Source organism: Mailhella massiliensis, assembly GCF_900155525.1.
Taxonomy (GTDB): domain Bacteria; phylum Desulfobacterota; class Desulfovibrionia; order Desulfovibrionales; family Desulfovibrionaceae; genus Mailhella; species Mailhella massiliensis.
This window is the reverse complement of the sequence record NZ_LT706952.1, coordinates 179,183-200,787: the sequence shown is the minus strand read 5'-3', so window position 1 is coordinate 200,787 and position 21,605 is coordinate 179,183. Positions and strand designations below refer to the sequence as shown.

General features: G+C 61.1%; 17 protein-coding genes and 1 pseudogene. 16 read left to right on the top strand and 2 right to left on the bottom strand.

The features are described 5' to 3' along the window. Positions 1 to 426: 426 nt before the first annotated feature. The gene (locus tag CZ345_RS11010; RefSeq protein WP_077073194.1) at positions 427 to 1,215 is read right to left on the bottom strand and encodes an amidohydrolase family protein; all 789 of its coding nucleotides are present in this window, start codon (positions 1,213 to 1,215) and stop codon (positions 427 to 429) included. Positions 1,216 to 1,762: 547 nt separating this feature from the next. Between CZ345_RS11010 and ftsH the strand changes: the two genes are divergently transcribed. The 16 genes and pseudogenes from ftsH (at position 1,763) to CZ345_RS10925 (ending at position 20,568) form a co-directional block, all read left to right on the top strand. Continuing rightward, entirely contained in the window at positions 1,763 to 3,757 is a 1,995-nt protein-coding gene (gene ftsH, locus CZ345_RS11005; RefSeq protein WP_204224289.1) for an ATP-dependent zinc metalloprotease FtsH, read from the top strand. Continuing rightward, entirely contained in the window at positions 3,757 to 4,659 is a 903-nt protein-coding gene (folP, locus tag CZ345_RS11000) for a dihydropteroate synthase (RefSeq protein WP_083717386.1), read from the top strand. The genes ftsH and folP overlap by 1 nt, the downstream gene beginning before the upstream one ends. A 1-nt stretch (position 4,660) precedes the next feature. Beyond that, the gene (gene cdaA / locus CZ345_RS10995; protein WP_077073192.1) at positions 4,661 to 5,410 is read left to right on the top strand and encodes a diadenylate cyclase CdaA; all 750 of its coding nucleotides are present in this window, start codon (positions 4,661 to 4,663) and stop codon (positions 5,408 to 5,410) included. Then, positions 5,394 to 6,647, top strand: coding sequence for a CdaR family protein (locus tag CZ345_RS10990; protein WP_077073191.1), 1,254 nt, complete (start codon positions 5,394 to 5,396; stop codon positions 6,645 to 6,647). Before cdaA ends, CZ345_RS10990 begins: the two co-directional genes overlap by 17 nt. Before the next feature lie 14 nt (positions 6,648 to 6,661). Next, positions 6,662 to 8,014 (top strand): phosphoglucosamine mutase, encoded by a 1,353-nt coding sequence (gene glmM, locus CZ345_RS10985; protein WP_077073190.1) that lies wholly within the window; start codon positions 6,662 to 6,664, stop codon positions 8,012 to 8,014. Positions 8,015 to 8,083: 69 nt separating this feature from the next. Then, positions 8,084 to 9,520 carry an RNA polymerase factor sigma-54 gene (rpoN, locus tag CZ345_RS10980; RefSeq protein ID WP_077073189.1) on the top strand — a complete coding sequence of 479 codons (1,437 nt, stop codon included), beginning with the start codon at positions 8,084 to 8,086 and terminating at the stop codon, positions 9,518 to 9,520. A gap of 92 nt (positions 9,521 to 9,612) precedes the next feature. Next, the gene (locus CZ345_RS17575) at positions 9,613 to 10,023 is read left to right on the top strand and encodes a helix-turn-helix domain-containing protein (protein ID WP_275425394.1); all 411 of its coding nucleotides are present in this window, start codon (positions 9,613 to 9,615) and stop codon (positions 10,021 to 10,023) included. A gap of 147 nt (positions 10,024 to 10,170) precedes the next feature. Next, a complete protein-coding gene (locus tag CZ345_RS10970) occupies positions 10,171 to 11,979 on the top strand; it encodes a DUF262 domain-containing protein (RefSeq protein ID WP_077073188.1) in 1,809 nt (602 codons plus the stop codon). Then, positions 11,976 to 14,366 carry a DUF262 domain-containing protein gene (locus tag CZ345_RS10965; protein ID WP_077073187.1) on the top strand — a complete coding sequence of 797 codons (2,391 nt, stop codon included), beginning with the start codon at positions 11,976 to 11,978 and terminating at the stop codon, positions 14,364 to 14,366. The genes CZ345_RS10970 and CZ345_RS10965 overlap by 4 nt, the downstream gene beginning before the upstream one ends. 87 nt (positions 14,367 to 14,453) lie before the next feature. Continuing rightward, positions 14,454 to 14,681, top strand: a pseudogene (locus CZ345_RS17210) (transposase); the annotation flags it as partial. Further along, a protein-coding gene (locus CZ345_RS16295; protein WP_144277403.1) for an IS5 family transposase occupies positions 14,679 to 15,436 on the top strand; the annotation gives its coding sequence in 2 pieces (ribosomal slippage) (positions 14,679 to 15,015 and positions 15,015 to 15,436; 759 coding nt in all). The pseudogene CZ345_RS17210 and the gene CZ345_RS16295, both read left to right, overlap by 3 nt. A gap of 334 nt (positions 15,437 to 15,770) precedes the next feature. Further along, complete coding sequence (locus CZ345_RS10945) at positions 15,771 to 16,910, top strand: ABC transporter substrate-binding protein (RefSeq protein ID WP_077073185.1); 1,140 nt, start codon at positions 15,771 to 15,773, stop codon at positions 16,908 to 16,910. 152 nt (positions 16,911 to 17,062) lie between these two features. Continuing rightward, positions 17,063 to 17,956, top strand: coding sequence for a branched-chain amino acid ABC transporter permease (locus CZ345_RS10940; RefSeq protein WP_077073184.1), 894 nt, complete (start codon positions 17,063 to 17,065; stop codon positions 17,954 to 17,956). Then, positions 17,953 to 19,074: a branched-chain amino acid ABC transporter permease gene (locus CZ345_RS10935; protein ID WP_077073183.1), complete on the top strand. Its 1,122-nt coding sequence runs from the start codon at positions 17,953 to 17,955 to the stop codon at positions 19,072 to 19,074. The genes CZ345_RS10940 and CZ345_RS10935 overlap by 4 nt, the downstream gene beginning before the upstream one ends. After that, positions 19,071 to 19,859: an ABC transporter ATP-binding protein gene (locus tag CZ345_RS10930; protein WP_077073182.1), complete on the top strand. Its 789-nt coding sequence runs from the start codon at positions 19,071 to 19,073 to the stop codon at positions 19,857 to 19,859. The genes CZ345_RS10935 and CZ345_RS10930 overlap by 4 nt, the downstream gene beginning before the upstream one ends. Further along, positions 19,846 to 20,568, top strand: coding sequence for an ABC transporter ATP-binding protein (locus tag CZ345_RS10925; RefSeq protein ID WP_077073181.1), 723 nt, complete (start codon positions 19,846 to 19,848; stop codon positions 20,566 to 20,568). Before CZ345_RS10930 ends, CZ345_RS10925 begins: the two co-directional genes overlap by 14 nt. Positions 20,569 to 21,045: 477 nt before the next feature. Here CZ345_RS10925 and CZ345_RS10920 read toward each other — a convergent pair whose 3' ends face one another. Continuing rightward, a complete protein-coding gene (locus CZ345_RS10920) occupies positions 21,046 to 21,537 on the bottom strand; it encodes a YfbM family protein (RefSeq protein ID WP_077073180.1) in 492 nt (163 codons plus the stop codon). Positions 21,538 to 21,605 lie beyond the last annotated feature (68 nt).

The window sequence follows — 21,605 nt, the reverse complement described above, 5'->3', positions numbered from 1 at the left end:
GCAGGCCGCGCTGCTCCTTTCCGTTTCATCCTCACAGGGCCACGTTCCCGCACGTTTCTCCGCAAGGCTGCCGGCAGGCGCACGCACACTGCCGGATGCCGTCCGGGCCGCACGGCATCCCTGCCCGGAAAAAACAGGCGTATCGTTCTCCGCGGAATTCATGCCCTTTCCTCAGAAAAAGACCGCCCTGCGGGGAACCGGCACGGCGGCAGGGTTCCCCGCCCTTCTCTCCCGCCCGAAAAGGCAGCAGCTCCGGCGGAAAACATGCGGAAGAAGCAGCCCCCGCCCCGCAGAAACGCGCCGTCCGCCGTTCCCTGAACAGGCTGCCCCCGCCAAAAAGCCCGCCGTCCTCGCTGCCGGATGCAGGGGGGAGCGACGGGCCGCATGTCGCAGACAAGGGGCGAACGGCGTGAAAGAACACACGCCCTAGCCGAACAGAAGGTGCGTGCCGTTGCTGAGGATTTCGTCGATTTCCGCGTCGGTAAAGCGCGTTCTGCGCTGCAGGGCGTCCAGTTCATCCTGCGGGTCCATGATGGGGTAATCGGTACCGAAGAGAAGGCGCTCGCGCGGGTGCTTCTTCAAAATGGCCTTCAGCACGTCGTCGGAAATTTCCTTCATGCAGGAAGAGGTATCCATCCACACATCGCGCCCGGCAAGGGCCTCCAGCGCATATTTCCACTGGCGGAAGCCCCCCAGATGGGCGGCCACCACGTTGAGATGGGGGAAGGCGTCCAGAATGGCGGCCATTTTCCAGGGGCAGGAGGGGTTCAGCGCCGGGGGCAGGGAATCGCCTATGTGGATGAGAAAGATGAAATCCTTCTGCGCCTCCTCGAAAATGGGGAAAAGACGCCTGTCGTCCAGCCTGAAATGCTGAAAATCCGGGTGCAGCTTGATGCCGCGCACGCCGAAGGCACGCAGTTGATCAAGTTCCCTTTTCCAGTCCTCGCAGTCGGGATGAATGGAACCGAAGGCCGTGATGCGGGGGTAGTTGTTCTGAAGAAAGCCCGCATAGGCGTTGCAGGGCCGCACCTGCACGGCGCTCGTGGCCGCGCACAGCGCCACGCAGTGATCGACGCCCGCCCTGCCCGCGCGAAGGAGCAGATCTTCCGGCGTGCCCTTGCAGCGGCAGAACAGCTTGTAATGTTCCGCCAGCTTCATTTTCGCCTTTTCGGCGATGCGGGGGTGGAACACATGGGTATGAAAATCGACGAACATGACCAGACGGGGTTGAAGGCCCGGCCGCACAGCCGGACGCGGAAGAAACGGAAAACGCGCGGAAAGCTCCCGCTTTCTGCGGGCGCGATGCTAGCCCATGGCGGAAGCGATGGCAAGGGGCCTCCGCAGGGCTGCGCGGCCCCCCCTTCCCCGCAGAGAAAAAGACGGGCTGCCGGGCTCGCCTTCCCGGGGGGGCCCTTCTCCCCGGCGCTTCCGGCAACAACGCCTGCGCCGAGCCTTCCGCCCCGGAGCCGTGCCCCGAAGAGCGCTCTCCTTCTTCCGGCAGAGGACGCGGAAGGACTCGACGCCGGACGCGCTTCCGTGCAGCGGCGCCGGAGCGGACGACGATACGGCACGATTCTTGCAGAAAAACTCTTTTCCAGAGAAAAAGGGGCTTTCTCATCATTGTCAAAGTCGGCAAGTGGCATTACAAGTATAAAAAACGTCGGGGGAGGCATCATGCCTTCGGCGGAGCCCGTCGTTTCACCTGTGGCCGCCCGGTCCGTGCCGGGCCTTTCTCCGTTCGAGTGAGTCATCATAAGCAGCCATGGAGGCAGCTTTGAACCAGTTTTCCCGCAATATTCTGCTGTGGAGCATCATTGCCGTTGCCATGATCTCCCTCTTCAGCATGTTCAACGAAACAGGGAGCGGTCCCCAGCATTCCGTTGCCTACAGCACCTTCCTTTCGCAGGTGGAAAACGGCGAAGTGGGGCAGGTGGTCATTGAAGACCGCAACATCACCGTGAACACCAACGACGGCCGCACCTACGCCACCTACGCGCCCAACGATCCGAATCTCATCCAGAACCTCAAGGACAAGAACGTCGTCATCGACGTGAAGAAGCCCGAGGAAACGCCGCTCGCCATGTCGGTGTTCATTTCCTGGTTCCCCATGCTGCTGCTCATCGGCGTGTGGATCTTCTTTGCCCGGCAGATGCAGGGCGGCGGAGGCAAGGCCATGTCGTTCGGCCGTTCCCGCGCGCGTATGCAGGACCAGAACCAGGTGGGCAAGGTGACCTTTGCCGACGTGGCCGGCGTGGATGAAGCCAAGGAAGAACTGGCCGAAGTGGTGGAATTTCTTTCCAACCCGCGCAAGTTCACGCGGCTCGGCGGCCGCATTCCCAAGGGCGTGCTGCTCGTAGGCCCTCCCGGAACCGGCAAGACGCTGCTGGCGCGCGCCGTGGCCGGCGAGGCCGGGGTGCCCTTCTTCTCCATTTCCGGTTCCGACTTCGTGGAAATGTTCGTGGGCGTGGGCGCTTCCCGCGTGCGCGACCTTTTCGCCCAGGGCAAGAAGAACGCGCCCTGCCTCATCTTCATCGACGAAATCGACGCCGTGGGCCGTCAGCGCGGAGCCGGCCTCGGCGGCGGACACGACGAACGCGAACAGACCCTGAACCAGATGCTCGTGGAAATGGACGGCTTCGAATCCAACGAAGGCGTCATCCTCATCGCGGCCACCAACAGGCCCGACGTGCTCGACCCCGCGCTTCTGCGCCCCGGCCGTTTCGACAGGCAGGTGGTGGTTTCCACTCCCGACCTGCGCGGCCGCGAACGCATCCTTGAAGTACATACCCGCCGCACGCCCCTTGCCAGGGACGTGAACCTCACCGTGCTTGCCAAGGGCACGCCCGGCTTCTCCGGCGCGGACCTTGAGAACCTCGTCAACGAAGCGGCCCTTCAGGCGGCCAAGCTCAACAAGAACCGCCTGAACATGTCCGACTTCGAATACGCCAAGGACAAGGTGCTCATGGGCAAGGAACGCCGCAGCCTCATCCTGAGCGACGAGGAAAAGAAGATCACCGCCTACCATGAAGGCGGCCACGCCCTCACGGCCAAGCTTCTGCCCGGGGCCGACCCGGTGCACAAGGTGTCCATCATTCCCCGCGGCCGCGCCATGGGCGTGACCATGCAGCTGCCCGACGAAGACAGGCACGGCTACTCGCGCGAATTTCTGCGCAACAACCTCGTGGTGCTTCTCGGCGGCCGCGTGGCCGAGGAAATCATCTTCGGCGACATCACCACCGGCGCGGGCAACGACATCGACCGCGCCTCCAAGATGGCCCGCAAGATGGTGTGCGAATGGGGCATGAGCGAAAAGATCGGCCCGCAGACCGTGGGCAACCATGAAGAGGAAGTGTTCCTCGGCCGCGAATGGGGCCACAGCCGCGCCGTGAGCGACGACATGGCCCGCCTGGTGGACAGCGAGGTCAAGGCTCTCATCGACGAGGCCCGCGAACGCTGCCGCACCCTGCTCACCGAGCACATCGACATGCTGCACGCCATCGCCCGCGCCCTGCTGGAAAGGGAAACCATTTCCGGCGAGGACATCGACATCCTCATGCGGGGCGAAAGCCTGCCTCCCTTTCAGATGGACGGGCAGAACGCCGGAGAATTCCGTCTTGAAGACGCGGACGATTCCGCCGCGGAATCCGGCGCGGAAAGCGCCGAGAAGGCCGAGGGGCCGCACGACGCCCCCGCCGCGCAAGATGCGCCCGTAGACAAGGGCGACGCCCCCGGCGACGAGCCCCGGAGTGAAAAGTAATGACGCCGGTCTGGATGCTTCGCCATGGGGCATTCAGCCCTGTTTCCGATGAAAAACAGGGCGGCACGCCTTCACGCTTCACCTTGTGGGGCGTGGTGAACGTGACGCCCGATTCCTTTTCCGACGGGGGGCGCTATGTGGAAAAGGGCGCGGCGCTCGCCCATGCGGAAAAGCTTGCCGGAGAAGGGGCGCGCGTGCTCGATCTCGGCGGAGCCTCCTCCCGCCCGGGCGCGGAGGACGTGCCCGCCGAAGAGGAGCTTGCCCGCGTGCTGCCCCTCGTTACGGCCGTATGCGACGGCCGCAGGGAGGAACACGGAGCCTTCAGCGAAAGGCTTGTCTCGGTGGACACCTGGCGCGCCCTTGTGGCGAAGGAGGCGCTGGAAGCCGGGGCGGACATCATCAACGATATTTCCGCATGTGCGTGGGAACCGGAACTCATGGACGTGGTGGCCGCCTACCGGCCGGGCTATGTGCTCATGCACTGCCTGCCCGGCACGACGCCCGGCACCATGCAGAAGGCCCCGCGCTACGACGACGTGGCGGACGAGGTGATCGCCTTTTTTGAAGAAAGGATGGCATCTCTCGTCAGGGCCGGGCTGCCGGAAGAGCACATCATGCTCGACCCGGGCATAGGCTTCGGCAAGAGCGCGGAGCACAACGCCACCCTGCTCCGCAGCATGGAAAGGCTTTCGGCCCTGGGCAGGCCCCTGCTGCTCGGCGTTTCCCGCAAGAGCCTTTTCGGCGATCTTCTGGGGCTCGACGTTGCGCATCGTGGCGAAGCCACGAACGTATGCACCGCCCTTCTGGCCGCACGCGGCGTGCTGCATCACCGCGTGCACGACGTTTGTTCCGCACGGCAGGCGCTCACGCTTGCCGAACGATTCACCCCCTGGAAGGACTGACATGTTCACACTCGGGCAGTTGACCTTCGGCTGGCGCGACCTGCTGGATATCATCATAGTGGCCATACTCTGCTACTACGGCATCCGCTTCGTGCGCGGCACCCGCGCCATGGCGGCCCTGAACGGCCTGCTGCTTCTGCTCGCCCTTTTTGCGGCGGCGCAGTTCCTCGGGCTGTTCACGCTGGTCTGGCTGCTGCAGAACGTGTTCAGCTCCCTGTTCCTCGTGGTGGTCATTCTCTTCCATCAGGACATACGTCAGGCACTGTCCAACATGAATTTCCGCATGTTGTTCCGGCGAAAAACCAACGTGCGCACGGAAATGATACGCACGGTGAGCCGCACGGCATGCGCGCTTGCGGCACGGCGCATAGGGGCCATCATCGTCATCGAGCGCAACGTCGCCCTCGGCGACATGATGGAAAAGGGCGTGAAGATCGACGCCGTGGTTTCGCAGGATCTTCTCGCCACCATATTCTTCCCCAACACGGCCCTGCACGACGGCGCCGTCATCATCGGCCACAACGACCGCATCGTGGCGGCGGGCTGCGTGCTGCCGCTCGCCAACCTGGCCCGCCAGCACTTCGGCACCCGCCACAGGGCGGCCATAGGCATCACGGAAGTGAGCGACGCCATATCCATTGCGGTATCGGAAGAACGCGGAGAAGTGACGCTAGCCCAGGACGGCCACCTCTCCAACCCCCTGAACCAAGAACGCCTGGAACGGATACTGGCCAATGTCCTCAATCAGTAACAGCCGCATTCAGACCGTTCTTTTCGCGCTGCTTTCCCTGGTCATCGCCACGGGGCTGTGGTATCTCGTCGTGGGGCGCGACCATGTGGAAACGCAGGTCGAACTGCGTGTGGAATACCGGGGCCTGCCGGAAGGGCTCATCATACGCGAAGGCATGGTCAACCATATTTCCGTGCGCCTGCGCGGTTCCGCCGAGCTGCTGCGCAATCTGCACTCGCGCGATCTCGTCTATACGGTGGATCTTTCCGGCGTGCAGCGCGGGGCCACGGCCCTGCCCATGGCTGTGGATTCCATTCCCGACTTCAAGGCCTTTGAAATTCTCGAAATCATGCCGAGCCGCCTGGTTCTCGAGGCCGACGCCCTCACCGAACGCGTGGTGCCTCTGGAAAACAAGCTGCTCCCTCTGCCCGAGGATTCGCCCTACCTCATCTCCCACCCCATACTGGAACCTTCCTTCGTCACGGTGAAGGGGCCGGAAACCCAGGTCAATTCCCTGGACAGGCTCATCGTGGTCTACGACCCCACCAAGAACGCCAGCGAAGGCCCGCATGAAGCCAACGTGGCCATCGTGGCTCCGCCGCAGGTGGAAATCACCCCGCCCGTCACCACGCTGCGCTACTCGCTGGACATGAAGACCGAAAACGTGACGCTCACGCGCGACATTCTGCTCGACAGCGAAAACGCGATATACGAAGTGAGCCCGAACAAGGCCAGCGTGGAGATTTCCGTCCCCGAAGCTCTGGTGGAAGACAAGGACTACCTCGACGCGGTGCGCGTCATCGTGCGGGAGCCGGCCGCCTTCACGCCCGGCGACAGGGCCGAGATTCCGCCCATCGTCATGCTGCCTTCGGGCGCGGGGCTCGTGTCCATCGAGCCTTCCAGCGTGGTTCTTTCCCTGCGCGAGGAAGAAGGCGGCGCCGTGTGGGCGCCTGCGGAAAGCATTTTCTCCATGCCGAGTTCCAGCTTCGGCATGGGCCTGCCGAACCAGCGCGTCACCGGGGATTTCTCCCTGAACGACATTCCCCTGCCTGCGGACGTGCTCCAGCCCGGCGATCTCAAGGCCCCCACCATGATGTCCGGCGAAAAGCCCCGTGAGGAAAAGGCCTCCGGCGCGGCACAGAAGCCCGCGGCCGTCGCCGGGGCGGCAGCTCCCGCTCCCGCAGCTCAGAACCGGAACGGCGCAGCCCCGGAACAGGCGCAACAGAAAGCAGAAAGCGCCGATCAAGAACACAAGTAAGAACAGGAAGAGCCATGTCTGAACGTCTTTTCGGAACCGACGGCCTGCGCGGCCGTGTGAACACCTATCCCCTCACCGCAGAAATGGCGCTGCGCCTCGGCCTTGCCGCAGGCACGGTGTTCCGCTCCGACGAATGCCGCCGCAAGGTCATCATCGGCAAGGATACGCGCCTTTCCGGCTACATGTTCGAATCCGCCCTTACGGCGGGGCTCTGCGCCTCGGGCATGGACGTGTATCAGGTAGGCCCGCTTCCCACGCCCGCCATCGCCTTTCTCACCCGCAACATGCGGGCCGATTTCGGCGTGGTGATTTCCGCCTCGCACAATCCCTATCACGACAACGGCATCAAGTTCTTCGACCGCGAGGGCTTCAAGCTCCCCGACGAGGTGGAAGACCGCATGGCCGAGCTCATCCTCAACAAGGATTACGAGTGGGACTACCCCGCCTCCAACAAGGTGGGCCGCGCCTACCGCATTGTGGACGCCTCGGGCCGCTACATCGTGTACCTGAAGAGCAGCTTCCCCCAGCAGCTCACCCTGGACGGCCTGCGCGTGGTCATCGACTGCGCCAACGGCGCGAACTACAAGGTGGCTCCGCTGGCGCTCGAGGAGCTCGGCGCGGAGGTGTTCCGCCTCGGCACCTCGCCCGACGGGCTGAACATCAACTATCAGTGCGGCTCCCTGCACCCCGAAAACCTTCAGGCCAAGGTGCGCGAAGTGCGCGCCGACGTGGGCCTCGCCCTTGACGGCGACGCCGACCGCCTGCTCGTGGTGGACGAAAAGGGCCGCCTGCTCGACGGCGACCAGATCATGGCCATCTGCGCCGAAGACCTCATGAGAAAGGGCAAGCTGAACAACAACATCCTCGTGGGCACGGTGATGAGCAACATGGCTCTGGAAGTGTTCATGAAGGAACGCGGCGGCGAGCTTCTGCGCACCAAGGTGGGCGACCGCTACGTCATCGAGGCCATGCGCCGGCACAACGCCATGCTGGGCGGGGAACAGTCCGGCCACCTCATCTTCCGCGAATACGGCACCACCGGCGACGGGCTTCTGGCCGCGCTGCAGATTCTGCGCATCATGCGCGAATCGGGCCGCCGCCTCTCCGAACTTGCGGACAGGCTCAAGCTCTACCCCCAGAAGCTCATCAACGTGAAGATCACCCGCAAAACGCCCTTTGAGCAGTGCGAGAAGCTCATGGCCGCGCAGAAGGACATCGAGGAAAAGCTCGGTTCCCACGGCCGCGTGCTGCTGCGCTATTCCGGCACGGAAAACCTCTGCCGCGTCATGGTGGAAGGGGAAGACGAGGACTTCGTGCGCCGCGCGGCAAGGCAGCTTGCCGAAGTGGCGGGAGAAGAACTTCGCTGAAACGCCGGGCCTTCGCCCGCCTCCTTCGCGCCGGAAGAACCGGCACATCAGAAAACGCCAGGGGACATTATGGCTATCGAAATACGGCAACAGTTCAAGCTGAGCCAGCAGCTCCACATGACGCCCATGCTCAAGCAGGCCATTTCCCTGCTTCTGTTCTCCCGTCAGGAGCTTGTGGAAGCGGTGCAGCGCGAACTTCTGGAAAACCCTTTTCTTGAGGAGCGCGAGGCGGAAAGCGTCCCCGCGACTCCCGAGCCTGAAAGCGGCAGGAACGCTTCCGAACAGGACAGTCCCTGGCCGCAGGAGGAAGTGAACCGCAGCGCGGAATGGGAGGAATATCTCGGCGAATTCTCCAGCCAGTCGCGCATCGCCCAGCAGGAATACGAATCTGCGGAGGAAGACAATAATCCCCTGGAGGCCTGCCATTCCGCCGAACCCACGCTGGAGGCCCACCTCATGGCCCAGCTTCTGCTTTCCCCGCTGACCGAAAAGCAGAAGGCCATAGGCGAGTGCATCATCGGCAACCTCGACGAAACGGGCTACCTCACCGCCACCGATGAGGAAATCGCCGCTCTTGCCGGGGCGGACGCGGCGGAAATCGCGCCCGTGCTTTCCGTCATACAGAACTTCGACCCCGTGGGCGTGGCCGCGCGCACCCTTTCCGAATGTCTGCTCATTCAGATGCGAGCCGAACATTACGACCGCGACCCCATTCTCGTGAGCCTTGTGCGCGATCATCTCGAAGACCTGGAAAAGCAGCGCTACAAGCCCCTGCTGCGCCAGTTCCGCATCGACATGGAAACGCTCAAGGACTACATCTGCATCATCCAGAGTCTGGAACCGCGCCCGGGCGGGAGCCTCGGTTCGAGCACGCCCTGCTATGTGAGCCCCGACATTTTCGTGCGCAAGGTGAACGGCGAGTTCGTCATTCTCATGAACGACGAAGACCTGCCGCACCTTCAGCTTTCCCCCCTTTCCGAGGAGCTTTCCGGGCAGAACCGCTCCAGCGAGGAAAAGGACTACATGAACGACCGCCTGCGCTCCGCCGTGTGGATCATCCGTTCCCTCGAAGAGCGGCAGCGCACCCTGTATCAGGTGATGGAAAGCATCGTGAAGCATCAGCGAGACTTCTTCGAGCACGGCATCTACGGCCTGAAGCCCCTGGTGCTCAAGGACATCGCCGAAGACATAGGCCGCAGCGAATCGAGCATAAGCCGCATTACCACCAACAAGTACGTGGGCACGCCGCACGGAATCTTCGAGCTCAAATACTTCTTCAACAGCGCCCTTTCCTCCAGCGACGGCGGACAGGTGGGTTCGGAAAGCGTGAAGGCGCGCATCCGTTCCCTCATCGACAACGAAGATTCCGCCCACCCCCTTTCCGACGAGGAAATCAGCACGCGCCTCAACGACGGACTCGGCGTGAAGATAGCCCGCCGTACCGTGGCCAAGTACCGCGAGGAACTCGGCCTGCCCTCCTCCTCCCGCAGGAAAAAACACCTGTAGCACGCCGGTCTGCGCCTGCTCCCTCCGTCCGCGCGCAAAGATGCGCCCCTCTCCTCGTCCGGGCCTGCCCGGAGGGAAAGCAAACGCCCCTTCTGGAAACCCCGCTTCTGCGGGGTTTCTTTTTTCCTGCTTCCGGCGGCATTGCAGGGCAAGGGCCGCAGAGGGATACACGGCTCTGCTGCCGGAAAAGCCTTGAGGGAAAATTTTCCTGCACCTCCCCCGCCGCAGGATGCCGGAAAGACACCAAAAGCCACCTCCCGGCCCGCACCTCCCCCGCCGGGCCTTCCGAGTTCGCCGGGGCAGGAGTATCCGCTGCCGGGAAAACGCCGCACGGCATTTCCCAGGCGCAGATGGCCGACAGGCCGGGCATGCGCCGCACCTTACTTCGGCGCGCCCTGCGCGAACTCAGAAAGCGCGGCGTCATCCATACCCTGAACGAACGCCCGCTCGTCATTGCCGACATGGATGCGCTGCGCCGTCTGGCCGAAAACGGGCAGGCGTAGCCCGCCCGGCAGTTTTCCGCCCATACGGAGGGAGGGGCATTTCTCCCCCGTCCCGCTTGAAAGGCTCATGATGCGGCGTTACTCTTTCCCCGTGCCGCCTTTTTCCCGGGCGGCAGGCCGCAGCGAGTTTACCGAAGGAGCGCCCGCATGAATGAGGAAACTGCCGTCCGTTCTCTGGAAGATGCCCTGAAGAAAAAACACTTTGTCGTCAAAAGCTATCAGCGCGGCTACCGCTGGACGGAAAGGCAGGTGAGGGAACTTTGCGAAGACATCGCCACTTTTGCAGAGAAAAGGAAAAAGCCCGGCGAAGATTCCGCCTCCGACGGAGAGAGGGGCGACATCTATTTTCTGCAGCCCCTCATCGTCAGACGGGATGGGGAAGACTGGGAACTCATCGACGGACAGCAGAGACTCACCACCCTTTTTCTCATGGATGCCGTGCTTTGCCGCGCCCTGCAGAAAGAAAGCGCCCTTTCCTTCCACATCACCTATGAAAACCGGCCGCAAAGCGGCGAGTTTCTGAAGCGCCTTGCCGAAGACCCGGACCATGCCGACAGCCCGGAGGGAAAGGCGCAGGCCTCGAAAAACATTGATTTTCACTACATGGCGCAGGCAAGCTGCGTCGTACGGCATTACTTTCAGGAGCATACGCCGGACGAACACCTGTACCGGATACTCACTCAAAACGTCCGCGTGCTCTGGTACGACGTCACCCATGAGGAAGGCAGCGCGGAGGAGCGCTTCACCCGCCTGAACATGGGCCGCATACCCCTGACGTGCGCGGAACTGTGCCGCGCGCTGCTTCTCAGCGCCCCCGGTGAAGACGACATGCGCGAAAAAAGCCGGAAAAGCGCCCTTCTCGGCTCGATGTGGGACGACATGGAACGCTCCCTGCGCGAGGAAGACTTCATGGCCTTTCTCGGCGGCGATCAAGGGGACGATGCGCCGCGCATGGGTTTTCTGCTGGACCTGTACACCGGAAGAGGGAACAATACGGACGAGCTTTTCTCCTTCCATGCCATAAGCAAACTGCTGGAGGAAAAAAGCGCCGAAAGCATTCTGCACGAACTCTCCCTTCAGCATGAATACCTGCGCTTCTGGTACGAAGACAACGAGTATTATCACCGGCTGGGCTACCTGAACAACGTGGAGGGTAGAAGCGTTCTCGGAGAACTTCTGAAGCAGGCGAAAATCAGCCCGAAACCGGCCCTCAGGGACTGGATATCCGACCGCATACGCGGAAGCCTCTCCCGTAACGGGGCCTTTCCCGTGCTGGAAGACCTGCACTACCCCCAAAACAACCATATCATTTTGCGGCTGCTTTTCCTCTTCAACGTGAAATATGCGCGCAGAAGAAAACGGCGCTTCCCCTTCCGCATGTACCGGAGAAACAGCTGGAGCCTTGAGCACATTCAGGCGCAGAACGTGGAGGCGCTGCATACGAAGGATCAGTGGCAGACGTGGGCGAAAGAGCATGAAAAGGCCCTTTCCACCCTGCGCTTCGCCGCGCTCCCGCCTGCGGCAGGCGTGACGGAAGAAGCCTTCACCGCCGAAAGGAAGCGCTGCACCGAGGAACTTCAGAGCTTTCTGGCCCAAAAAAATCCGACGCGGGAGGACGTTGACGCCCTTTCCCGCACCGTGTTCGACTTCATGAAGCGCATGGGCGCTTCGGACGGAGGCGATGTTCATTCCCTCTTCAACCTCGCCCTTCTGGACCAAAACGCCAACAGCAGCCTGAACAACTCCCTGTTCGTGGTCAAGCGCATGAAGATACTGGAAAAAATCAAAAACGGCGAAGACATTCCCCCGGCCACGGAAGCCGTGTTTCTGCGTTACTTCACCGAAGAGGAGGAAACGCTGCCCTGGTGGTCGGAAAAAGACAGGGAGGGTTATGCAAAGGCCCTGCATGAAATGCTCGACGCCTTCCGGCCGGAACAGGGAGAAGCCACGGTATGAAAAACACGACCTTTCACACGCTTATCCGGGAACATGAAATCCGCATTCCCCTCATCCAGCGCGATTACGCTCAGGGCAGGGAGGATGCCCGAAGCCGCCGGGTGCGCCGGGACTTTCTTCGTGCGCTGAAGGAGGCGCTGACCTCGGAAAAACCGCTGCATCTCGACTTCATCTACGGAGAAGAAGACGGGCGCACCTTCCTGCCCTTTGACGGACAGCAGCGCCTGACCACGCTTTTTCTGCTGCACTGGTATGCAGGTTTGCTGGATGAGAGCACCATGCCCTTTACCTACGAGGTGCGGGAAAGCGCGCGGCTCTTCTGCCGGGAACTGCGCTCCCGCCCCCATGCCGGGCACCTCCCCCGGAACGGGGAGAAGCTTTCCAGCTTCATCAAAAATCAGTGCTGGTTCAGCCCCGCATGGAGGCACGACCCCACCATCGCGGCCATGCTGGTCATGCTGGACGAGATGGACGACACCTTCCGCGATATGCCCGACCTTGTGCGGCGGCTGAAGGAAAAAGAGCCCGTGCGCTTCTTCTACGAAGGCGTGCGGAACCTCGGCAACTCGCCCGAGGAAATCTTCATCAAAATGAACGCGCGCGGCAGGCTGCTCACGGACTGGGAACACTTCAAGGCGCAGTTTCTGCCCCATCTCAGGGAAAAATTCCCGGAGAAACGGGCCAAAGATATCGCGGATAAGCTGGACAACGACTGGCTCGACGTGTTCTGGACGCACTTTGCCGACAGAAGCGGAAAGGAAGACCCCGCGGAAGCGACGGACCGGAACTTTGCCGCCTTCTGCCGTTACCTTGCGGATATGATGCTTGCCCTGCCGGACCCGGAAGCACCGGACGACGCGCCGGGAGACGACCTTTTCTCCCGCATGGTCGCCGCCCTCTCCCCTTCCCGCGAACGGCTCTGCCCCTCCTGCGACAATCTCGACTTTCTGACGAAGGCGCTGGATGCGCTGCATGAGCGTATTGTTCCAGAAAAACGGATACCTTCCTTTTTTACAGGGTTCTTTATCAAGGCCAGCCCCGCCACCTTACCCCAAAAAGGAAAGATTTCTCTTTTCAGTCAGAGCGTCGACGAGAATGCCGACCTTTTAATATGCTGCTGCGAAGGCAGGGCCGGTCATGCCGAAAACTTCCTGCTTTTCGCCTGCCTGCTGGTGCTTGCGGAAGGCATCGGGCAGGAGGAGGCGAAAACGAGGCTCCGCATCCTGCGCAACCTGCTGGAACATTCCTCCCACGAATTTGTGCCCGAATACAGGGCCGCGCAGCTCAAGGGCGTGTACAGCCTCATGGTGAAAGGACGCCTGGATGAGGAAAGCCGGTTCAACGCCTGGCAGCTCAGGGAAGAGCAGGCGAAACGCAACCTGCGGACGGCCTTTCCAGACGATGCGGAACTTCAGGAAGCTGTGGACTCTCTGGAAGACCACCCCCTTCTGCGCGGCAGAATCGCCGTGTTCTCCCGCGAAGAGAAGGAAACCGAAGCCAAAACAAAGACGCTTGTTTTCGAACGCGAACCCGTGCTCCTCGCATGGCGCTTCTTCCGCCTCGCCTTCGGCGAACATCCCGTCCCTTACGACACGGTGCTGCGCGGCCTTCTCAGCTTCGGCGGCTATGAGCCGCCACGCCGGAAGTTCTGCCTGAGCAGTCATGAAGGCAACATCGGAAAAAAGCGGGAATTTCTCTGTGCTTCCCCGGGAAACGAAGAACACTTTTCCCGCATGAGGCACGCCCTTCAACTGATGGCACGAACCGTCCGGGAAGCTGAGACCGCGGAAGAAGCAGAAAAAAGCATGAGCCGTGCCGCAGAGGCATGGCTGAACGCCTGTGAAGAGCGGTTGCCGTGGCGCTGGTATTTCGCCGCCTACCCTTTCATGCGGCCCGCCCCCTGCAACACGCGGGGCTGGTACAGCCATGCCTTCGGCACCAGTCCTTACAAGACCTTTGAATGGGAACATTTGGCGACGGGCAACAGGAACGGCTCGTACTGGTCCCCCTTTGTCCGCGCCGCTTTTGAGCTGGCGCGGGAAAACGGCGTCGAAGGCCTGATATGGGATGACGAGTCCAAACCGTGCAGGCTGCTTGCGCCCTGCGGCCTTTCCCTGACCATGAACGAATGCGCCTGGATCATCACCGGCGCCGAAGGCAGGGAAACGCCCCTGACGGAAGCACAAAAAAGCCTGCTTGAACGCCTGCGCGCCCTTCATCCCCGCATCGACGAAGAGGGATATCTGCCCGTCCGGGGAAAAGATTCGGAATACGGCGTGGACTGCCACGACATCCAGGGGCATCAGTGCCGCTTCTACGATACCGAAGACCGCATACAGCTCATCCTGCCCGTGCTGGAAAGCATGGCGAAGCTGGAACACTCCTGAAAAACCGGGCCTTGCAGGGGCTAGGCTCAGGACTCATTAATTGCCAAAAGGGTAAGAAGTTCTTATTGTCGGCATAGGGAGGATGCCATGAAGGAACTTTTTTATCTTTCTCATGAACAGATTGCTCGTATCAAACGCTACTTTCCTCGTTCCCATGGCATTCCGAGAGTCGATGACAGGCGTGTCGTCAGCGGCATTATCTATGTCATCAAGCACGGCCTGCAATGGAAAGATGCTCCGCGCGAGTATGGACCATACAAAACTCTCTACAATCGTTTTATCCGCTGGAGCCGATTGGGGGTCTTTAACAGGATTTTNAAGGAACTTTTTTATCTTTCTCATGAACAGATTGCTCGTATCAAACGCTACTTTCCTCGTTCCCATGGCATTCCGAGAGTCGATGACAGGCGTGTCGTCAGCGGCATTATCTATGTCATCAAGCACGGCCTGCAATGGAAAGATGCTCCGCGCGAGTATGGACCATACAAAACTCTCTACAATCGTTTTATCCGCTGGAGCCGATTGGGTGTCTTTAACAGGATTTTTGCGGAGCTTGTTGAGCAAAACGGCTCCACAACACGCTTGATGATTGATGCCACACATCTCAAGGCACACAGGACAGCAGCAAGTTTGCTGAAAAAAGGGGCCTTTCCCGATGTATCGGACGCACAAAAGGCGGCCTGAATTCAAAACTCCACGCTGTCTGCAATGCCTTCGGTCAACCGTTGGCCTTCCATCTGTCCGGCGGTCAGGTGAGCGACTACAAAGGCGCTGCTGTCCTGCTTGATACTCTGCCGCAGGCCGGGGAGCTTCTGGCGGATAGAGGCTATGATGCCGACTGGTTTCGTCATGCCTTGTCCCGTAAAGGAATCACGCCGTGTATTCCCGGCAGACACAGCCGGAAAACTCCGGTGGCCTATGACAAGGAGGTTTACAAGCAGCGGCACAAGATAGAAATCATGTTCGGCCGACTCAAGGATTGGCGCAGAATAGCCATGCGTTATGACCGTTGTGCCCACACGTTCTTTTCGGCTATTTGTCTCGCTGCCATTGTCATCTTTTATATTTAATGAGTCCTGAACCTATTCTTCCTCCTTCATGCGCCTTTGCCCCCCTCTTTCCGCTCCGCGGAAAAAGGGGGGCAAATTTTTCCACACTTTTTCCACCGTGTAAACACAAAAATGAAAAAAGGGCGTTTTTTCTTCCCCGCAGGAAAAAGTGCAAAAAAACCTATATTTTTCCTAACCATGCACACAAAAAAGACATCTTTATTCTCAAAGAGGCGCTTCGCCGGGGGGAAGTATGCGTTTTTACCGCCTTCGTGATTGCACATAATCGTAAGATTCTATACTATCCCTTCATCTCTTTTCACACGAACCCGTTTCGCTACCCGGAGGACCCGTTATGAAACTTTCCCGTGTGTTCGCCTCCGTCGCCATGGCCGCTCTGGCCTGCGGCGTCGCCTTCCCCGCCATGGCCGCCGAACCTGTCAAAATCGGCGTGTATCTGCCCCTCACCGGCCAGAACGCCTTCGGCGGACAGCTGGAACTCGACGGCATCGAACTTGCCAGAAAGGCCAAGCCCCAGGTGCTCGGCCGCGACGTGGAACTCATCGTCGTGGACAACAAGTCCGACAAGGTGGAAGCGGCCAACGCCGTGAAGCGCCTTGTGGAACGCGACAAGGTTTCCGCCTACATCGGCACTTACGGTTCCTCCCTGGCCATGGCCGGCGGCGAAGTGGGCGAAAAGGCCAAGGTTCCCGGCGTGGGCACCTCCTGCACCAGCCCCCTCGTCACCCAGGGCAAGAAGTACTACTTCCGCGCCTGCTTCATCGACCCCTATCAGGGCGCGGCCGCCGCTTCCTACGCCTACAAGAACCTCGGCATGAAGAAGGCCGCCATTCTCATGGACGTGGCCAACGACTATTCCGTGGGCCTGTGCAGCTTCTTCAAACGTTCCTACAAGAAGCTCGGCGGTGAAATCGTGGCCGACATGAAGTACAATTCCGGCGACCAGGACTTCACGGCGCAGCTTACCGAAATCATCAATCAGAAGCCCGACATCGTGTTCATGCCCGCCTACTTCGCCGAAGGCGCCATCATCATGAAGCAGGCCCGCGAACTCGGCGGCACCTTCGTCATGATGGGCGCGGACGCCATGGACAACCCCGATACCGTGAAGATCGGCGGCAAGGCCGTGGAAGGCTTCCTGCACACCACCTTCCCCTATGACGTGAACATGCCCAACATGAGCGAGGCCGCCAGGGCCTTCACCGCCGAATGGAAGGCCGCCTACCCCGACAAGGACCCCAACGTGAACTCCGCCCTCGGGTATGTGTGCTACAACCTCATCCTCGACGCCATCACCCGCGCCGGTTCCGACAACCCCGAAGCCATCACCAAGGCCCTTGCGGAAACCAAGAATTTCGCCACTCCTCTGGGTACGCTCTCCATCAACGCCACCCACGACGCCGAACTGCCCGTGGGCATCATTCAGTACAAGGACGGCAAGCGTTCCTACATAGGCGAAGCCATCGCCGACTGACGGCCTGAACGGCCGGATTCCCGGCCCTGAAAAAAACGCTGACGCGCCGCCCGCGCCCTCTCCCGCGCGGGCGGCGCAACGCGGAAAAAGCCCGCACCTTTTACCACGGCCGAATCTTCCCGCTTCCGCCCTTCGGCCGGAAAGGGTTCCCCATGAGTCTGGAATTATTCCTCCAACACTTTTTCAACGCGCTTACGCTCGGCTCGCTCTACGGGCTCATCGCCATCGGCTACACCATGGTGTACGGCATCCTGCGCCTCATCAACTTCGCCCACGGCGACATCCTCATGCTCGGCGCGTACTTCGTGTTCTACGGTACCACGCTCTTCTGCCTGCCCTGGCCCGTGGCCGTGGTGGTGGCCATCTTAGGCTCCGCCGGGCTCGGCGTGCTCATGGACAAGATCGCCTACCGCCCCCTGCGCGACGCCCCGCGCATTTCCGCCCTCATCAGCGCCATTGCCGTTTCCTTCTTCCTGGAAAGTCTGGCCGTGGTGGTCTTCACCGGCCTGCCCCGCCCCGTGCATCAGCCCGAATGGCTCGTCAGCATCATCACCATCGGCGGCGCGCGCCTCATGCCCCTCACCCTGCTCGTGCCCGGCGTAACGGCCATTCTCGTGGCCGCGCTCCTCTATGTGGTCTATCATACCAAGCCGGGCCTCGCCATGCAGGCCATTTCCAAAGACATCGAAACCACGCGTATGCTCGGCGTGTCCGTGGATAAAATCATAGCCCTCACCTTCGCCATCGGCTCCGCCCTCGCCGCGGCTTCGGGCATCATGTGGGCCCTGCGCTACCCGCAGATCAACCCCTACATGGGCGTGTTCCCCGGCTTCAAGGCCTTCATCGCCGCCGTTTTCGGCGGCATCGGCTCCATTCAGGGCGCCGTCATCGGCGGCCTCATGCTGGGCTTCATAGAAATCATGGCCGTCGCCTTCTTCCCGGAACTTTCCGGCTACCGCGACGCCTTCGCCTTCATTCTGCTGGTCGTTGTCCTTCTGGTGAAGCCCACCGGCCTGTTCGGTGAAAAACAGAAGGAGAAGATATGATGACCGCGCAAAGGGTACCCTTCTCTCTGGCCCGCAACCGCACCTTCAACGCCGCTGCCGTGGCGCTGCTCTTTCTCTTCCTCTGGTGGGCCGACGGCAGCATGGCGCTGGATCTCGGACTTTCCTTCCTGCCGGAGCCGCTCAACGGCTATGAGGTGCAGATTCTGAACCTCGTGGCCGTGTACGGCATTCTCGCCATTTCCCTGAACATCATCTACGGCTTCACCGGCATGTTCTCCCTGGGGCACGCCGGATTCATGGCCATAGGCGCCTACGTTTCCGCCCTGTGCGTGCTCACGCCCGACCAGAAGGAAATGATGTGGATCATCGACGAGATACTCCCCTCCCTCGCCTCGCTGCACACGCCCTTCTGGTTCTCCGTCATTCTGGGCGGGCTGGTGGCCACGCTCTTCGCCCTCGTCATCGGCATTCCGGTGCTCAGGCTCGGCGGCGACTACCTCGGCATCGCCACGCTGGGCTTTTCGGAAATCATCCGCGTGCTCATCGTGAACGCCACGCCCATCACCAACGGTTCTCTGGGCATCAAGGGCATTCCCTGCCATACCGACCTGTTCACCAGCTACATCTGGCTGCTGCTGGTGGTGTTCTGCACCGTGCGGCTGCTTTCCAGCAACTTCGGCAACGTGCTCAAGGCCGTGCGCGACGATGAAATCGCCGCTCAGGTCATGGGCATCAACGTCTTCCACGCCAAGCTCTTCTCCTTCTGCCTCGGGGCCTTCCTCGCGGGCGTGGGCGGCGCGCTTCTCGGGAACCTCCTCACCACCATCGACCCGAAAATGTTCACCTTCCTGCTCACCTACAACATTCTCATGATCGTCGTGGCGGGCGGGCTCGGTTCCATTACCGGCAGCATCATAGGCAGCGTCATCATCACGGTGCTGCTGGAATGGCTGCGCGTGGTGGAAGAACCCATGAACCTCGGCTTCGTGGAAATTCCCGGCATTCCCGGTATGCGCATGGTGGTGTTTTCCGTATGCCTGCTGCTCATCATCCTGTACCGCAGAGAAGGCATCATGGGTATGCGCGAAATCACCTGGGACGGCATCGCCGCCTTCCTTTCCCGCCGCTTCGGCGGCAAGAAGGAGAAAAAGGCATGAACGGGAAGAACATCATTGAAGTAAGAAACGTGACCATGCGCTTCGGCGGCGTCACCGCCGTGAGCGGTCTCGACATGAACATTCCCGAGGGCGGCATCGTGGGACTCATCGGTCCCAACGGGGCGGGCAAGACCACGGTGTTCAACGTCATCACCGGGTTCTACAGACCCACGGAAGGCGACGTGGTCTTTGCAGGCAGAAGAATCACCGGCATGGCCCCCCATGCCATCTGTTCCCTGGGCATGGCGAGAACCTTCCAGAACATCCGCCTCTTCTACAACGAAACGGCTCTGGAAAACGTGATGATCGGCCGCCATGTACGCCGCAAAAGCCGCTGGTGGGGTTCCGTGCTCGGCCTGCCCGGCACCATGCGCGAGGAACGCGACATACGCGAAAAATCGCGGCAGCTTCTGGAACGCATCGGCCTTTCCGCCTACGCGGGGGAAGTGGCCTCCGGCCTGCCCTACGGCGCGCAGCGCCGCCTGGAAATCGCCCGCGCGCTGGCCACGGAACCGAAGTTCCTGCTGCTCGACGAACCCGCCGCGGGCATGAACCCGCAGGAAAGCCTGGAACTTATGAACTTCATCCGCCAGATACGCGACGAGTTCCATCTGACCATTCTGCTCATCGAACACGACATGAAGGTGGTCATGGGCGTGTGCGAACATATCTGGGTGCTGGAATACGGCAAGCTCATCGCCGAGGGCGACGCCGAGGCCATACGCTCCAACCCGCGCGTCATCGAAGCATACCTGGGCGAGGATGTGAACCATGCTGCAGATTAAAGACCTTCATGTGCATTACGGCGGCATCCATGCCGTCAAGGGCGTGTCGCTTTCCATCCCGCGCGGGAGCGTGGTCACGCTCATCGGGGCCAACGGCGCGGGCAAGAGCAGCATCATCCGTTCCATCGCCGGGCTGGTGAAGGGCGCGAAGGGCGAGATTCTGCTCACCAGAAACGAGGGCGACAAGCCCCTGAACCTGCTGGGCCTGCCCGCCGAGAACATGGTGAGAAACGGCATTGCCCTGAGCCCCGAAGGCCGCCGCATTCTGCCCCATCTCACCGTGGCCGAAAACCTCACCCTCGGCGCGTGGTGCCGCAAGGATGAAGACGGCATCGCCCGCGACAGGGAACTGGTGTACGACATGTTCCCCCGCCTCCGGGAACGGAGCTGGCAGAAAGGCGGCACCCTTTCCGGCGGCGAGCAGCAGATGCTCGCCGTGGGCCGCGCCCTCATGAGCCGCCCCGACCTCGTCATGCTGGACGAACCCTCCCTCGGGCTGGCCCCCCTGCTGGTGCGGGAAATCTTCGACATCATCCGCCGCATCAACGAAAACGGCAAAACCGTGCTCCTTGTGGAGCAGAACGCCTATGCCGCCCTTTCCATTGCGGACTACGCCTATATTCTCGAAACCGGTTCCGTGGTGCTGGAAGGCCCGGGCAGGGACATGCTGAAAAACCCCAAAGTGCGCGAGGCCTACCTCGGCGGCTAGAACAGAGGCCCGACAACCGTTTATGCCTGAAGGCCGGGAACGTTCCCGGCCTTTTCTTTCCCTGCGAAAAAACGCGAACACCGCCCCGCACTGAGGGAAGAGCACGACGAAGGCCGGAGAGGCGGATAACGGCGGAAAAGGCCGCTGCGCGCCTCAAAAGCGCCGAAGAGGAAAACACGGGCCGTTCTCCCCTTCCGCATTCGGCACGGAAACGGCGGGAAACTCGCGACGTTGGCGGGGAAAGACGCTGTTCCTGCCGCTGTGCCATCCGGTCCCCGGCGGAAAAACGGCGCGTACCGTGCCGCCTTTCCGGCAAAAGCCTGACGCAGACGCGCCCGCACACTCGCCGCGCCTCGCCCCCCCGGCGTTTTCCGCCCGCGAAAAAACGCCGCCCGCCCCGAAGGCGCGAACGGCGTTCTTTACGGGGCGCGTTGCGCCCCCTCCCCTGCCGCAGGCGGAAAACCTCCCCTGTAACGGCTACGCCATATAGAATATGACGGCCTGGTCTTCCTTTGCGGCCTCCTCGAAGAATTCCCGCAGTTCTTCCACCGCGTCCCAGACATAGTCGAAGAAATCTTCCTCATCGTCGTCTTCCGTGACGGGATAGATGTCGTTTTCCAGCATCTGCTCCACATCGAAGCGTTCCCGGAAGTCCTCCCGCGTGAGCGCGGCGAGCGCCGGAACCATGGCCTTCACGTCGGAAGCGGAAATGAGCATGGGGGAAAATTCCTCGTCGCCTTCCATGAGCATGTTTCCGCTCAGAACAAGGCGGCTGAGAATATTGTCGTCGTCCCCGCCGTAGGCATTGCCGGCAAGAGTGAAATGCAGGGCGTGCCATGCCTTGTCGATATCCACGATATTATCCTTCTGAGCCTTATCGCAGATGATATCCGACAGCGCAACCGCGCCCCGGCGGATATTCTCGACAGTACTTTCATCCGTTCTGAAGTAATTTCCCGACATTCCCATACATATTCTCCTTAACGTGAACCGTGAAACCATGTATGTTTCACCGCCGCATCAAAGTGCGGCGTCTT

Coding starts and splice junctions, on each gene's coding strand:
- CZ345_RS10920 (WP_077073180.1), bottom strand. CDS start 21,537: ATGGGAATGTCGGGAAATTACTTCAGAACGGATGAAAGTACTGTCGAG.
- ftsH (WP_204224289.1), top strand. CDS start 1,763: ATGGAGGCAGCTTTGAACCAGTTTTCCCGCAATATTCTGCTGTGGAGC.
- cdaA (WP_077073192.1), top strand. CDS start 4,661: ATGTTCACACTCGGGCAGTTGACCTTCGGCTGGCGCGACCTGCTGGAT.
- glmM (WP_077073190.1), top strand. CDS start 6,662: ATGTCTGAACGTCTTTTCGGAACCGACGGCCTGCGCGGCCGTGTGAAC.
- CZ345_RS10930 (WP_077073182.1), top strand. CDS start 19,071: ATGAACGGGAAGAACATCATTGAAGTAAGAAACGTGACCATGCGCTTC.
- CZ345_RS10940 (WP_077073184.1), top strand. CDS start 17,063: ATGAGTCTGGAATTATTCCTCCAACACTTTTTCAACGCGCTTACGCTC.
- CZ345_RS10945 (WP_077073185.1), top strand. CDS start 15,771: ATGAAACTTTCCCGTGTGTTCGCCTCCGTCGCCATGGCCGCTCTGGCC.
- CZ345_RS10970 (WP_077073188.1), top strand. CDS start 10,171: ATGAATGAGGAAACTGCCGTCCGTTCTCTGGAAGATGCCCTGAAGAAA.
- rpoN (WP_077073189.1), top strand. CDS start 8,084: ATGGCTATCGAAATACGGCAACAGTTCAAGCTGAGCCAGCAGCTCCAC.
- CZ345_RS11010 (WP_077073194.1), bottom strand. CDS start 1,215: ATGTTCGTCGATTTTCATACCCATGTGTTCCACCCCCGCATCGCCGAA.
- CZ345_RS10990 (WP_077073191.1), top strand. CDS start 5,394: ATGTCCTCAATCAGTAACAGCCGCATTCAGACCGTTCTTTTCGCGCTG.
- CZ345_RS10925 (WP_077073181.1), top strand. CDS start 19,846: ATGCTGCAGATTAAAGACCTTCATGTGCATTACGGCGGCATCCATGCC.
- CZ345_RS10935 (WP_077073183.1), top strand. CDS start 17,953: ATGATGACCGCGCAAAGGGTACCCTTCTCTCTGGCCCGCAACCGCACC.
- folP (WP_083717386.1), top strand. CDS start 3,757: ATGACGCCGGTCTGGATGCTTCGCCATGGGGCATTCAGCCCTGTTTCC.
- CZ345_RS10965 (WP_077073187.1), top strand. CDS start 11,976: ATGAAAAACACGACCTTTCACACGCTTATCCGGGAACATGAAATCCGC.